16 protein-coding genes and 2 pseudogenes are annotated in these 12,502 nt (G+C 66.9%); 11 read left to right on the forward strand and 7 right to left on the reverse strand.

The genetic code is table 11. The features are described 5' to 3' along the window. The first annotated feature begins 234 nt into the window (after positions 1 to 234). The 5 genes and pseudogenes from ACH4NX_RS03260 to ACH4NX_RS03280 all read left to right on the forward strand — a co-directional run. Positions 235 to 588 (forward strand): DUF6232 family protein, encoded by a 354-nt coding sequence (locus tag ACH4NX_RS03260; RefSeq protein WP_398127459.1) that lies wholly within the window; start codon positions 235 to 237, stop codon positions 586 to 588. A gap of 25 nt (positions 589 to 613) precedes the next feature. Next, complete coding sequence (locus tag ACH4NX_RS03265) at positions 614 to 739, forward strand: hypothetical protein (protein WP_398127460.1); 126 nt, start codon at positions 614 to 616, stop codon at positions 737 to 739. Continuing rightward, on the forward strand, positions 736 to 1,086 hold the full coding sequence (locus ACH4NX_RS03270; protein ID WP_398127461.1) for a hypothetical protein: 351 nt from the start codon (positions 736 to 738) through the stop codon (positions 1,084 to 1,086). The genes ACH4NX_RS03265 and ACH4NX_RS03270 overlap by 4 nt, the downstream gene beginning before the upstream one ends. Positions 1,087 to 1,188: 102 nt before the next feature. Then, positions 1,189 to 1,347: pseudogene (locus tag ACH4NX_RS03275) on the forward strand (IS5/IS1182 family transposase); the annotation flags it as partial. A 108-nt stretch (positions 1,348 to 1,455) separates the two neighbouring features. Then, positions 1,456 to 1,563 (forward strand): annotated as a pseudogene (locus ACH4NX_RS03280) (IS5/IS1182 family transposase); the annotation flags it as partial. 85 nt (positions 1,564 to 1,648) lie between these two features. Here the strand turns inward: ACH4NX_RS03280 and ACH4NX_RS03285 are convergent. Together ACH4NX_RS03285 and ACH4NX_RS03290 are read right to left on the reverse strand one after the other, a co-directional pair. Next, positions 1,649 to 2,491, reverse strand: coding sequence for an NAD(P)H-binding protein (locus ACH4NX_RS03285; protein WP_351400673.1), 843 nt, complete (start codon positions 2,489 to 2,491; stop codon positions 1,649 to 1,651). Then, positions 2,491 to 2,898 (reverse strand): nuclear transport factor 2 family protein, encoded by a 408-nt coding sequence (locus ACH4NX_RS03290; protein ID WP_351400674.1) that lies wholly within the window; start codon positions 2,896 to 2,898, stop codon positions 2,491 to 2,493. Before ACH4NX_RS03290 ends, ACH4NX_RS03285 begins: the two co-directional genes overlap by 1 nt. A gap of 162 nt (positions 2,899 to 3,060) precedes the next feature. Here ACH4NX_RS03290 and ACH4NX_RS03295 point away from each other — a divergent pair, with 162 nt between their 5' ends. The 3 genes from ACH4NX_RS03295 to ACH4NX_RS03305 all read left to right on the forward strand — a co-directional run bounded on the left by ACH4NX_RS03295 (position 3,061) and on the right by ACH4NX_RS03305 (position 6,149). Next, on the forward strand, positions 3,061 to 3,888 hold the full coding sequence (locus tag ACH4NX_RS03295) for a helix-turn-helix transcriptional regulator (RefSeq protein ID WP_351400675.1): 828 nt from the start codon (positions 3,061 to 3,063) through the stop codon (positions 3,886 to 3,888). Between the two features lie 430 nt (positions 3,889 to 4,318). Then, positions 4,319 to 5,098 carry a S8/S53 family peptidase gene (locus tag ACH4NX_RS03300; protein ID WP_351400676.1) on the forward strand — a complete coding sequence of 260 codons (780 nt, stop codon included), beginning with the start codon at positions 4,319 to 4,321 and terminating at the stop codon, positions 5,096 to 5,098. Between the two features lie 301 nt (positions 5,099 to 5,399). Continuing rightward, positions 5,400 to 6,149 (forward strand): hypothetical protein, encoded by a 750-nt coding sequence (locus tag ACH4NX_RS03305; protein WP_351400677.1) that lies wholly within the window; start codon positions 5,400 to 5,402, stop codon positions 6,147 to 6,149. Positions 6,150 to 7,226: 1,077 nt separating this feature from the next. Here ACH4NX_RS03305 and ACH4NX_RS03310 read toward each other — a convergent pair. Next, positions 7,227 to 7,565, reverse strand: coding sequence for a hypothetical protein (locus tag ACH4NX_RS03310; RefSeq protein WP_351400678.1), 339 nt, complete (start codon positions 7,563 to 7,565; stop codon positions 7,227 to 7,229). 137 nt (positions 7,566 to 7,702) lie between these two features. Here ACH4NX_RS03310 and ACH4NX_RS03315 point away from each other — a divergent pair, with 137 nt between their 5' ends. Continuing rightward, positions 7,703 to 7,951, forward strand: coding sequence for a hypothetical protein (locus ACH4NX_RS03315; protein ID WP_398127462.1), 249 nt, complete (start codon positions 7,703 to 7,705; stop codon positions 7,949 to 7,951). A 48-nt stretch (positions 7,952 to 7,999) separates the two neighbouring features. Here the strand turns inward: ACH4NX_RS03315 and ACH4NX_RS03320 are convergent, their stop codons facing one another. Beyond that, a complete protein-coding gene (locus ACH4NX_RS03320) occupies positions 8,000 to 8,968 on the reverse strand; it encodes a helix-turn-helix domain-containing protein (RefSeq protein ID WP_398127463.1) in 969 nt (322 codons plus the stop codon). Positions 8,969 to 9,348: 380 nt separating this feature from the next. Here ACH4NX_RS03320 and ACH4NX_RS03325 point away from each other — a divergent pair, with 380 nt between their 5' ends. Next, complete coding sequence (locus ACH4NX_RS03325) at positions 9,349 to 9,822, forward strand: peptidoglycan-binding domain-containing protein (protein ID WP_351400681.1); 474 nt, start codon at positions 9,349 to 9,351, stop codon at positions 9,820 to 9,822. A 168-nt stretch (positions 9,823 to 9,990) separates the two neighbouring features. On the opposite strand, the gene ACH4NX_RS03330 is transcribed toward ACH4NX_RS03325, so the two are convergent. Together ACH4NX_RS03330 and ACH4NX_RS03335 are read right to left on the reverse strand one after the other, a co-directional pair. Beyond that, complete coding sequence (locus ACH4NX_RS03330) at positions 9,991 to 10,365, reverse strand: MmcQ/YjbR family DNA-binding protein (RefSeq protein WP_351400682.1); 375 nt, start codon at positions 10,363 to 10,365, stop codon at positions 9,991 to 9,993. Beyond that, positions 10,362 to 10,760: an MmcQ/YjbR family DNA-binding protein gene (locus ACH4NX_RS03335; protein WP_398127464.1), complete on the reverse strand. Its 399-nt coding sequence runs from the start codon at positions 10,758 to 10,760 to the stop codon at positions 10,362 to 10,364. Before ACH4NX_RS03335 ends, ACH4NX_RS03330 begins: the two co-directional genes overlap by 4 nt. A gap of 261 nt (positions 10,761 to 11,021) precedes the next feature. Between ACH4NX_RS03335 and ACH4NX_RS03340 the strand changes: the two genes are divergently transcribed. Then, entirely contained in the window at positions 11,022 to 11,852 is an 831-nt protein-coding gene (locus ACH4NX_RS03340; protein ID WP_398127465.1) for a helix-turn-helix domain-containing protein, read from the forward strand. Positions 11,853 to 11,920: 68 nt separating this feature from the next. On the opposite strand, the gene ACH4NX_RS03345 is transcribed toward ACH4NX_RS03340, so the two are convergent. Then, positions 11,921 to 12,481 carry a DUF6328 family protein gene (locus ACH4NX_RS03345; RefSeq protein ID WP_398127466.1) on the reverse strand — a complete coding sequence of 187 codons (561 nt, stop codon included), beginning with the start codon at positions 12,479 to 12,481 and terminating at the stop codon, positions 11,921 to 11,923. Between the last annotated feature and the right edge of the window lie 21 nt (positions 12,482 to 12,502).

Below are 12,502 nucleotides of genomic sequence, written 5' to 3' on the forward strand. Positions count from 1 at the left end.
CAGCTCACCCGTGCAGGAGCGAGGCAGATTGGCCGTATCTCGTCTGCCGTCCCACGACCCCGCACAGGCTTAATAATGCTCCCGCGCCACGCACTGCGCGGGTGGTTGTGACGACAGCACGGGGGGACCATGAATCACACAGGCGGCGTCGGCGTACCGCCTCCCGGGCCTCCGCCACAGCTTCCGCCCCGGCCCCCGTCTCAGCCTCCGCAGCCGCCTCCTGAGATACCGCCGATGCCGCTGCCTTCCCGCAGGGGAAAGCCGCTGGAACTCCGGGTCCAGCGGCAGATCCTGTGGGTGGGGTCGGCGGCGGTTCCGTTGCGCAATGTCAGCTGGGTCGAAGTGTTCAGGCTGAAGCCCGCCTGGGGCAAGGCCGGCGTCTACTCCCTGCTGTTGGTGATCGTCGCCCTCCTGGTCTCCGCCCGGCTCGACTCCACGGGCGGGGGCGGCGGCCCTACCCCGAGCGTCCTGACCCTGTTCGCCCTGGTCGTTGTCTGCGCCGTCCTGTTCTGGTCGAGAAAGCCGGTGCTGGTCGTCGAGCTGAACAGCGGTTCCACGATCGTCCTGACCCGGCCCGGCCATCGATGAACTGCGGGCGATAGCCGGGCGGATCGTGTACGCGATCGACCACCCGGAATACGAGTTCTCCACCGTCCTCGAGCAGTACAACACCACGAACAACTTCGGTTCCGTCGTCAACATGAACGGCGGCAGGGGAAACACGGGGTTCAAACTATGAGCGACACATCGAACTACTACGGACACGTCGTCAACGTGAACGGCGGCGAAAGGGTCATCGGCATCAACCAGGGAACCGTCGTCCACAACGACGGCATCGCTCAGGACACCGAGCTCCGAGCCGCCCTGACGGACCTCACCCGCCTCCTCGACGACCTGCGCCCGGAGCTCACCCCGGACCAGGTCCGGACCGTGGAGGAAGCGCTGCCCGCGCTCACCCCCGATCGGGCCGCCCTGCGTGGGCGCGGCATGATCCTGGCGTCCGTCTCGCAGATCGCGGCGACCGTGGGCGAGGTGGGCAGGCCCGTCATGGAGGCGGTGGGGCGGCTGCTCGCGCTGCTCGGCTGACGAGGCTGCCCTGAGCAATACGGCCATGGCGATCACGCCGGCCGTCGCCGCTGACGTCGCCGTCTGCGATCACGTACGGTCCTCAGCAGGTCGGATTCGGGCGAGGCTCTCGGTCGGTCCCGAGGCGGCCCGACCACCAGAATGCACATTGCCGCGGAGGGACACTGCCGCCCGCTGTCTCTACTGATCACGCCGGGACAACGGGTGGACCGCGCACAGTTCGAGCCGGTCCTGGACAAGATCCGTGTCCCACGCGCGGCAAACTCAAGCAACTCAGAACCGTGGCCACCCGCTATGACAAGCGCGGATACGGCTACCTCGGCACCGTCACCGCTGAGGCCCTGGTTGGACTGGGAACGGGCGGTGATCGACTCCTCGCTCGTGCGGGCCGGGCCGACGGGGCCTGAGAGCGGGCCGTGCCCGGTCGACCGGGCACGGCCGGGCAGCAGGCACCACCTCATCGTCGACGGCCGGGGCAACCTTTGGCGCGTCAGGTCATGTGACGCCGCACCGCGCTCTCTGCGTGGTTCCTACTCGACCGCACGTCGCTGCTGTTCAGACACTACTGAGTCCACTCGTGAGCGTGATCAGAGACGAATTCGGCGAAGGTGCGCGGCGGACGGCCGGTCAGTTCGAGCACCGCAGTGCTGACCTGGTCTTCGCGTCCCTCCTTGATTCCGCGCTCGACGGCGGCAAGGGCGGCAGCGAACTCGGCCGGCATTCCGGAAGTGCGGTAGGCGGCAGCCTGTTCCTCCTCCGTAATCGGCTCCACCCGAACCTGTCGGCCGGTCTGCGCGGTGATGATGTGCGCGGCCTGTGGATAGCTCATCCCGTGCGGCCCGGTGATCAGGTAGTCGCTTCGAGCGTCCACCCCCAGGTCAGCCAACAGCGCGGCAGCGCTGGCCGCGATGTCCCGCACATCGACCCACCCCAACTCGCCGTCACCGGCTGAGGTGCGGATCTCACCGAGTCGGTGGATGTGCTCGGCCAGTGGGTGCGGGCGCAGGAAGTTCTGCATGAAGCCAGACGCGCGGAGTACGACACCTCCGGGCTGAGCCTGAACCTGAGCGGCCATCTCCGCAGCACTGGGCGCGTTCGGCAGCACAATGGCGGAGCCGAGCATCACGAGGCGCTGGATTCCGGCCCGCCGCGCTTGGCGCAGGAACGGCTCGACCAGCGGCAGCGGGTCCACACTCTCCACCGGCGGAAGCAGGAAGATCCGGTCCATCCCGTCGATCGCAGGTCCATATGTGGTGGGGTCGTTCCAGTCGAAGCGGATTGCATCGGGATCGGCTGCGACCGGGTTCCGGCCGGCGACCCGAGCCCGCACACCAGCGCTGCGGAGCACGTGCGCCAGCGTCTTGCCGGTCTTGCCGGTCCCTCCGGTCACGAGCACCCCGGACATCAGGCGTCCTCCCTTTCAAGAGAGTCGATCAGCCCGGTGAGACGGCCGGCAGCGGCGGCCGCCGACAGCGGGCTCCAGTAATCCCGGAACAGGGCGATCAGCCCGTCGCGGACCGTGAGGACCACGATGTAGTCCAGGCGGTAGGGCTGGGAGGTGGCCAGGGTGCGGCCGGTGGCCGTCCACTCGACCACGACGGTGTCCGTTCGGTCTGTGGGCCGCACGGTAAGAGCGGCCACCTCCTTCATGTCCATCAGATCCGGATAGTTGGTGAGGTAGGCACGTACCTCCTCAGGTCCGCGGAGAACACGAGGGGAGTTCCCGGCCGCAAAAGGGAATTCCGCGATTCCGTCGGGCGCCCACAGATCTGCCACGGCATTCATGTCTTTGGCCAGCATCAGATCGATCATGCGGCGAAAAGTCCCCTCAGGGGTCCTGGACATCGTTTCTCCTCGTAGTCAACGAACCGACCAGGCCACCATGCACAGCGGATGGGTGGGCACGGAACGGACAGCTGAGCCCCGGACCAGCAGTGCGAGGCTCAGCTGTCCCTCCTGTGACAGCATGGAAGGGTGAGCAGCCAGGAACTCGCAGACTTTCTCCGCCGCCGCCGCGAGGACCTGCGACCAGAAGATGTGCAGGCCGAAGCGACACTTCCACCAGGCCGGCGCGCCCGTCGCACACCCGGACTACGCCGCGAAGAGGTAGCCGCCCTGGCGCAGGTGTCGGTGAGCTACTACGAACGACTGGAACAGGCTCGGGCACCGCGGCCCTCCCCGCAGGTGCTGTCGGCGCTGGCGACGGCTCTCCAGCTCACTGAAGCAGAGCGTGACCATCTGGCCCGCCTGGCCGGACAAGTGCTGCCGGCAGAGAACGACGGCGTGCCGGAGCACGTACCCGAGGACGCCCGACAGCTACTCGGCAGACTCGACGGCATCCCTGCCTACATCGTCAACGACCGGCAGGACATCGTCGCCTGGAACGCAGCAGCCGCAGCTCTCATTACAGACTTCTCTCGTCTCACACCCGACGAGCGCAACCTCACGCGCATCTCAACGAGATTCCGTGACACCCTCTGCACGGGCGCCCCCGGTTCGGAATCCGGTTTCTCTCAGCAGGTAGCCGCTCAATTGCGCGCAGCCAGCGTTCAGTACCCCACAGACAACGTGCTCGCAGAGCTGATCAACGAGTTCGCGACTCACGATCCAGATTTTGCGAGCAGCTGGCGCAATCACGCTGTGCGCCCCATACCCAGCGTGCGAAAAGGCCTACGTCACCCCACACTGGGCGAGCTGGAAATCGACCGGCACACCCTCGGCCTGCCCGGCTCAGGTTTCTCCTTGGTGATGTACACGGCAGAGGCCGACAGCCTCAGCGCCGCTGCGCTGAAGAGCCTTTGACCGTTCCCACCACGGAAGCCACCGCGTCCGCCGGTCATCTGGACCCGGCCGACCTCCAGCATCGCCGCGTAGGTGGCGTACTCGATCATCCGGGACGTACTGCTGGGTGACGAGTTCCCAGCGGATCGGGCGGGTCAGCGCCGGGGTCAACCGCGGGCAGGCGTCCGGCTCGCCGGCCACCGGGTTGGTACGGCTGCGCAGCCGTCGAACAGGCCACCCCGACTTTCGCCGCAGCTTCGGGAGGACAGGGCCTTCCGGGCGCGCGGCCGCAGGCATCGGCGGCTATTCTGGAATTACCGCAGGGGGCATTCTGGTTGGTGGTGGCGCTGTGATTCCGGACGCCCATACCTCCGAGGTTTCCCTTTCGCTGGATTCTGTCGCTCCCCTCATGGCCCGAAGCGCAGGCGCGGCGGATCTACGGGTAGGACTCGTGGACGGGCCGGTGATGGTCGGCCATCCGGGGCTTTCCAGGGCACAGATCGAATGGGCCTGTCCAAAAGACGTGGCAGAACGGGACGCGGACGACGCTGCCGCTCTGCACGCTACTTCCGCCGCAGGTGTCCTGGTGGCTGAGCGCGGCTCGGGCGCCTTGGGTATGTGTCCGGCAACCACACTTGTCACCCGTTCCGTCTTCCGCTCTGCGGCAGCGCGTTCCGCCGGTGCCGCCACATGGACAGAACTGGCTGACGCGCTCGTGGAACTCGCGGACGCCGGTGCACGCATCATCAACATGAGTCTGTCTCTGACCACGAGGATGCCCAGGGAACACCGCGTCGTGCAGGACGCGCTCGACCATGTGACCGCTCGTGGTGCGATCGTGGTGGCCGCTGCCGGCAACGAGGGGGCGATCGACAGCACGGTCGTCACCCGTCACCGGTCGGTTCTCCCGGTCGTGGCATACGACCTTCAGGGACGGCCCGGGCGGCTGTCCAACATCGGGCGGTCGATCGGGCAACGGGGCGTCGGCGTGATGGCGGACGGATTGATGAGCCTGGGCGCGCACGGAAGGCTCCGGCCGTTCGGCGGGACCAGCGCGGCGGCTGCCGTCGTCACGGGTTCCGCGGCTCTCATCCTGTCCGAGCTTCCGAAGGCCACACCTGAGGAACTGATCTCCGCGATGAAAGGAGCGCCGTCGCACCGCACATCGGTCGTGCCTCCCCTGATGAACGCGTGGCGGGCATTCGAGTCCCTGCTCGCGACACGAGGCTGACAGCCTTGGGCACCGCATTGATCCAGGAAGAAGGCGAGAGCTCATGGACGAGCCCACGGAACGCCCTGCCGAGTCATTCCCCGTTGCGCCCGATCCATCGGTTGAGCGTACGACGAGCAGTGGGACGGTTCCCCCTGCTGAGGTGTCCGCCCCGGGCGTGAGCCTTGCGTCATCGGCCCCCGCCGAGTCCTCGCACCCACACGAGAAGTCACCGTGCGGATGCGGTGGCCGCGGTCGGGCCGGCCCTCCGGCTGACGGCCCGCACCAGACTGCCGAGGCGTATCCGCCGTTCGTATACGCGGTGGGCCGGCTCGAGGCTCGTATTCCCAGCCTCGGGATAGAGAAGGAGTTCGCCCAGGCGACCGGCCGCGCCGAGACAGCCAACCTGACGGACAGGCAGGCTCTGCACACCGTTCTGTCGGATCCCCAGAGCCGCTATCTCACCAAGCACTTGTGCTATGTACTGGCGATCCAGGGGATTGACACCTACATCCTGCGTCCACGTGATCCCGCGGACTACGGCCTGCTCGTGGACGCGATCGGTCCGTCACCGCAGGCAAGCGACCTCCAGGCGGTCGTCGGCCTGCGGGGCCCCATCGCACCGCCCGACTTCTGCAACGGTCTCATGCTCCCCGTTGTGGCGTTCGATCAGATCTACGCCTTCGACACGGACTCTCTCGTCGAGGGCCTGCCCAAACCGGACGGCCTCGACGAGGAGTCGTTCCGGTCGGCCTCCCGGGAGCTGTTCGACCGGGTGATGCAGATGGCCGACAACGCGGGATCATCGAACGAGCATCGTGCCCTCAACTATTGCGCGGTGCGATACGCGCAGATGTACGCGCGAACCGCTCGTGCCTTTGCATTGGGGCATTCCCTTACAGCCATTGAGACGCGGACGTCGCGGCTCAGCGGCAGCAGGAACATTCAGGACGTGGTGTTCTCTTACACCGACCGGGCAACCGACGTGACGGAGAAGTTCTTCGTCCGGGTCGATGTGACGGAAGAATTCCCCTTCCTCGTCACCAAGCTGTCTCCGTACTACGACCGGTGACGGAGGAGGGGGTAACGGAAGGAGGAGGTCGGTTGACATGCCAGCCCCAACGGCTACGGCGGAGGCTTCTCTGTATCGCACAAGCGGCGCGTATCGGTCAGTCCCTCGGGTGGGGTCCGGTTCCGATGTCGCTCTGGCCGACAGTTGCATGGACGACTGCATGTGGGAGTGCAGGCTGGAAGGCTGGGAGAGCTACGAATGCAAGCACATGTGCAGGCAGAAGTGCACCGGACCACCCCCTTGTTTCGGAGAACTCTGCCTCTTCGGCCCGCAGCGCCGCTGCTGCCCCTACGGAACCACCTGCTGCTATGGCTACCAGTATCCAACCGCGCGTCAGATCATCGGATGCTGTTCGCCTGGGTGGGAATGTTGTGGGGAAGGCAAGTGCTGTGAGCCCGGGCACACATGCTGTGCTCCGCGCGGGTTCGGCCCGAGCAAGTGCTGCCCACCTGGCCAGACATGCTGCGACGGCGTGTGCTATACGCCGGGTCAAGGGATCGTGTGCACAGAGGACGGGGCTTGCCCTCGCGGTCACGTCTGTGGCGAACGTTGCTGTTTCCAGGGGGAGAAATGCATAGGCGGCAAGTGCTGCAAGCCGGGGCCGCTGTGTGGAGGCGGGCAGTGCTGTGAGGGAGAGCAGTGCACGCCCACGGGTTGCTGCCCGCAGGAGCGGTATACGGCAACGAAGGGTTGCTGCCCACCGAGGCAGGTCGCGTGTCGAGTGAAGGTGTGGCCTCCGGCGGGACCCGACTTCGATCCCGAACCGTACATCGATGAGCAATGCTGCCCGCCCGGCTACTCCTGCTCCGACGAGGCGTGCTGCCCGCCTGGTGAGTGCTGTGAGCGGAACGCGGACTGTCCCCAGGGAAAGCACTGCGACAAGGGCAAGTGCTGCTCACAGGGACAGGAGACGAAGTTCGACCCCGTCACGGCAAAACTGACCTGCGCATGAGGCTCGATGGCGGTCCGACGTGTGGCTCTGAAGCACGTGGCTCTCACGTGACTCCGAAGAACGTCGATCGGCTCCGGAGCAATGTCCGGAGCCGATCGGGTCGATCAGGTGCATCTGCCGCAACACTAGTTCGTGACGTCGTAGTAGATGTCGTAATTCGAGCCGTCGCCGTTCATGGCCTGCGCGTGCTCTCCCGTACCTGCCAGGCTGTCGTGGACCCAGAAGGAGCCAATCGAGTCGTCGGGGGAGACATCGTCGTAATCCCTGACAGTGACCTTCGCCTTGTTCGTGAAGGAGATCGTCTCGTTGATCTCCTCAGAATCGTCGTTGCCCATCTCTTGATAAGACGGGTACGTCGTCGATGGCCAAACCATTTTCCCGTCCACCCTGATGTAGACGTCGTCGTCACCGGGGCCACTGGTCGTCGAGTGGCATTGGATCGTAGCGAGATTCAGTTTCGCCATGTCAGCACCTTTCCTTCATAGGTTGCTGAGCGTCCCCTTCAATAATCCCGCGGGAGTGTACCGGAGGCAACTCGTCATTTCCGGTTGGGCGGATTCTCTGGTGGCGACGGTGACTTCACGCAGTAATGTAGAAATAAGTGGCAGAAACAACAACCACGCAGGCGGAGGTGGGCGATGTGGTTGATGGCAGAAATGGCCAACGTGGAGAGTCGCACAGGCCCGTGCGGGTTCGGCTGCCCGCCTTCATCGACGACGAGATCGGTTTGGGTGAGGTAGTCAGGAAGGTCACCTACGGCGCGGGGCTGCGACCCTGCAGCGGCTGTGAACAGCGTGCTGCCACACTGAACCGCTGGGTCGTCTTCACCGGCCGGGCGAAGCCACGCTGAGGCCCACGTCCCGGGTCGGTCACGCGAAACGTGGCCGTGCGGGAACCATCACGCGGAGGGGCGGGCGTGGTCCTGGTCGCGCCAGGCCCGAGGTGAGATTCCGTATGCCTGTTTGAACATCTTGCTGAAGTGGGTGGCGTCCACGAAACCCCACCTCCGACCTGTCGCTGCGATGGTCCGCCGTCGGCCGTTCGGGCCGGCCAGCTCTCGCCTGCATTCGGCCAGGCGATGTGTACGGATCCAGTCGCCGAGGCTGATGCCCGAGCGGTTCAGCACCGCGTAGAGATGCCGTACGGAGATGTCGTGTGCGGCGGCGATCCGCGCCGCCGACAGACCGGGATCAGCCAGGTGTGCGCGGATGTATTGAGTGATCCGCAGGCTGAGTGTCGCCCGCGACGGTGCCCTGGCCAGGCTGGAGTCGCCGTGCTGGGACGTCAGGACCGCACGGAGGAGTTCGACGCTGGGTTCCACCACGGCGTCGGCGAGCACTCCCTGGTGCAGTTCGTCGCTGACGGCCAGTTGGGAGAAGTAGGTGAAGGCCAGACGTGCGACGAGGTTGTCGGATCCCAGCGGGACCGCGGTGATGTCGCGCAGCAACCGGTCGGGGAGCGCGAGTGCCGCGCGGGGGAAGCGGATGAAACGGTAGTCGACCGCCTCGTCGAAGAGATGTGTGTAGGGAGCGATCGATTCGTAGACGGCGAACTCCCCAGGCCTCAACAGGCACTCGCGACCGTTCTGTACCACCAGGCTGCTGCCCGTCATCTGAACACCGAGAGTGACGGCCGGCTCCTCGTCCTTCCGGGCCAGACGCTCCGTGCGACGGAGGGTGACCGCGGTCGCCCGTGCCGAACAGATCCTGATGGGCCCCGCGGCGCCGATCCCGATGCGAACGGAGATGTCCTCCGCCGCAGGACGGTGGTCGATATCGACCGCCACCATGGACTTCCACACCGCGTCGCGGACCACTTCCTCCCGGTCGCGCGGCGGTATGAACGCGGTGTCCAGGACCGGGCTCATGAGGCAGACCCACGTCTGCGTCGGCCGCAGAGCCGACCTGGCAGTACCTCGGCCCGTTTCCCCACAACTCCCCCTCGACACGGACGGTTCCCGGCATCAGTTTGGCCGGATTCGATCTCGTTGCGCAACAGCTTCGGCAGACACACACAGGACCCTCGCCCGATGCGGCGTCACCTTGGGGCAGTGCACTACTGACAAGGTCCCCTGCACGGATGACAAAGTCCGACGCCCCCTACGCCCCTAAGGTGCAGGAGCGAGGCCCGTCACGGCGCCGTTTCCGGGTCGGCTGTGGCCGGACATCGCGCCGGATCCGCAGTCTCGTCGCGGAGCCGACTTGTGCGGTCGGCTCCGTTCACCGCACGTCAACGGAGGGGAACAGCATGCGAGCTCCCACGAAGGCACTCGTCGGTGTCTTCGCCGCGGTCGGGATCGCCGCCGGTGGCCTGGCCACCGCGGGCACGGCCACGGCGGCTCCCACCGCCGCACAGCAGCAGGCGACGAGCGCCGAGGTCGCGCCGCTCGCGGTGGTGAACCTGGGGCTGAACACCACCCGGGCCAAGCACTGGCAGTGCTACCTGCGCAACGTGGACGCCAAGTACAGCCCCGGCACGATCGACGGACACCTGGGCCAGAGCAGCTGGAAGGCGGCGCAGAGACTGTTCAGGGACCTCGGCTACTACCACGATTCGATCGACGGAATCGTCGGACCCGACACGATCGCGGGACTGCAGCGTTTCCTGAACCACATCGGCGACTACACCGGCGGCGACTACAACCTTGCCGTCGACGGGGTGGCCGGACCGGCGACCAAGAGCGCGTTCCGGGACTTCAGCGGCCGGGACTTCTGCTTCTGAGCGAACGCCCCGGCCCGTCGCCTCCCCAGGGACGGGCCGGGGCGGGACGATGCCGTCCGCGACGAACTCACCCGCTGCGCCGCGCCGAGTACGGACGTGAGCCGTGCTCTGACTACCCGGCGACAGCGAAGCCGGGCACCCGGTGCGATCGTCGTCCGGCTGCGCCGGCTACTGACCCGCTTCCCCGGGACGCCGCTTGCGCGGCACGGTGTCCAGGACGAGGTCGTAGGAACAGCCGACGAGGTCCTTCACCGTCCCGGGGGTGATGTCCTGTCCCGCGCTCACGGAGATCCAGTGCCGTTTGTCGAGGTACCGCCCGGGAGCGACGCAATCGTGCTCCTGTCGCAGGGACCGCGCGCGGTCCGGCTCGGCCTTGACGGTGATGATCTGCTCGTCGGGGTCGTCCGTGACGATCAGGAAGACCTTCCCAGCCACCTTGTAGACGTCCAGCTTCTCGGTGAACGGGCGGCCGTTGCTGACGCCGGGCAGTGCGTTCGCGGTACTGCGCGCGACGTCCTGGAGCCGCTTCCCGGTGATGGTCATCCTCGCCCGGCCCGGGCGTGGGTGCCGTACGTCTCCGGATCGACCGGCCGGTTCGACCGGGGAAGGTTGCCGACCACGAGCCGGTAGGACTCGGTGACGAGCTCCTCGACCAGCTTCTTGTCGATCGAGGCACCGGACTTCAGAGTGATCCAGTGCTTCTTGTTCATGTGGTAGCCGCGGGTGACGTCCGCATGCGTCTCGCGCAGGGCCTCAGCCTCGTCCGGCTCCGACTTCAGGATCACCACCGGCTTGCCGGGCACGCTCGTCATCAGCATGAACACTTTGCCGCGTACCTTGAAAACCTCCCAGTCCGGGCCGAAGGGATGCTCCAGATGGGCTCCGGGAAGTTCCTCCGCGCGCTCGGCGGCGAACCTGTGCAGGGCCGATCCGTTCATGAGATTCTTCCTTCCTTCCGGGGGTGGCAGCGGGCAGGGACGCCGGCTGAGGACAGCGGACGGCGCGCCACCTGATCGCGGCGGCACGCTCCCATCCTCTCCCCGATGCGGGCAAAACGGGCTGTAGGCTGCGGACACGTGATGGTCGACAAGCGACACTCCAGGCGTTCTCCGGGAGCCGGACGAGGCCGGCGGGCCGTGCGGGCCGCCCTCCCGCTGTACGGTTTCCAGCCCCCGGTCGGTACTCCGTACGGTCTCGAGGTGAGCACCGTCGAGGACTTCTTCGCCGAGCACGACGACTGGCCGTGGAATCCGCCCCGCCCGGGCCGCGCCACCTTCCACTACCTGATCCTGGTCACCGAGGGTGAGCTGCTCCATGATGTCGACCACGTCACGCGAACCGTCGCCTGCGACCAGTGGCTGTGGGTGCGTCCCGGGCACACGCAGTGCTGGCATCCGCCGGGCGCCGCCCGCGGCCCGTTCATCCTGTTCGAGCCGGACGTGCTGAGGTCCGACACCGCCCGCCTGCTGGCCACGCTCACCGCGCACGAGGCCCCCGCCGTGCTCAGTCCGCACCCCGATGACGCTGCCTGGTTGCGGCAGACGACGCTCCAGCTCCTGGACGAGCACCGTGCACTGGGGCGCCGCCGACTCGATGTCCACCATGCCCTGCGGCGCAGCCTGCTCGAATCACTGCTGCTGCGCCTCGCCAACTCCCCGGACCTCACCCTCCCCGGCGCGGCGGCGGCCGATACGAGCCGCGCGGACACGTACGCACGGTTCGTGGACGCCCTGGAGTTGCACTTCCGGGAACTGCACCGGGCCGTGGACTATGCCGGGCTGCTCGGCTGTTCGGTTCGCACCCTGAGCCGCGCGTCCCGGGAGGCCGCCGGCAAGGGAGTGCGCGAGGTCATCGACGAGCGCCGGTCGCTCGAAGCCCGGCGCCTGCTGGGAGGTGCCGGTTGGGACGCCCGGGCCGTGGCCGTCCATCTCGGCTTCACCGATCCCGCGAACTTCGGCCGCTTCTTCCGTAACCACACCGGTCTCACCCCGGCCGCCTTCGCGGCCCGCGAAGCAGAGGCCGGCACCTGAGGAGGGCGACGCACGTTCTTCCTCGTCCGTTCGCCGACATGACCGAGGTCGCGGCATGCGCCGTCAGGTCAGTCCTCCCGGGCCGCGCCGCGGGCGGACCGGCGGCGGAGCCACAGCGGGAGGGCGTACCACGACAGGGCGAACCAGACCATCACGCCGCCGACGAGCAGCTTCGCCATGAAACCCGGCACAACGACGTGAAGGATCAGCAGGAGAGTGCAGCCGATGGTCACGGCCATCAGGAGCATGCCGCACATCATCAGACGGTGCGCCACCTCCACCATCTCGTCCTTCATCCGCTGCCCCGACAGGAAGCGGTGGATGGAGACCGGGGCGATCAGACAGGCGGTGGCCGTGGCACCCGAGACCACGGTGGTGACGTACACGGCGTGCTCGAACGTGCCCAGATCGTGGAAGAGAGGAGTGAAGGCGACACTGAGCAGGAAGCCGAAGAGGATCTGCACACCCGTCTGAGCGACGCGCGTCTCCTGCATGACCTCGTTCCAGCGGCGGTTGACACGCGCGCGTGGTGTTTCCGGCGTCTCGTCCGGGGACCCGGGGCCGTGCCCTCCGCACGCGCCACAGCCGCCGGGTTTCGCCTCCGACCACGTGATCGGCTCCGTCGTCATGTTCGTCTTTCCCCTCCCGTC

This window comes from Streptomyces sp. NPDC017225, assembly GCF_044331465.1.
Lineage (GTDB): Bacteria > Actinomycetota > Actinomycetes > Streptomycetales > Streptomycetaceae > Streptomyces.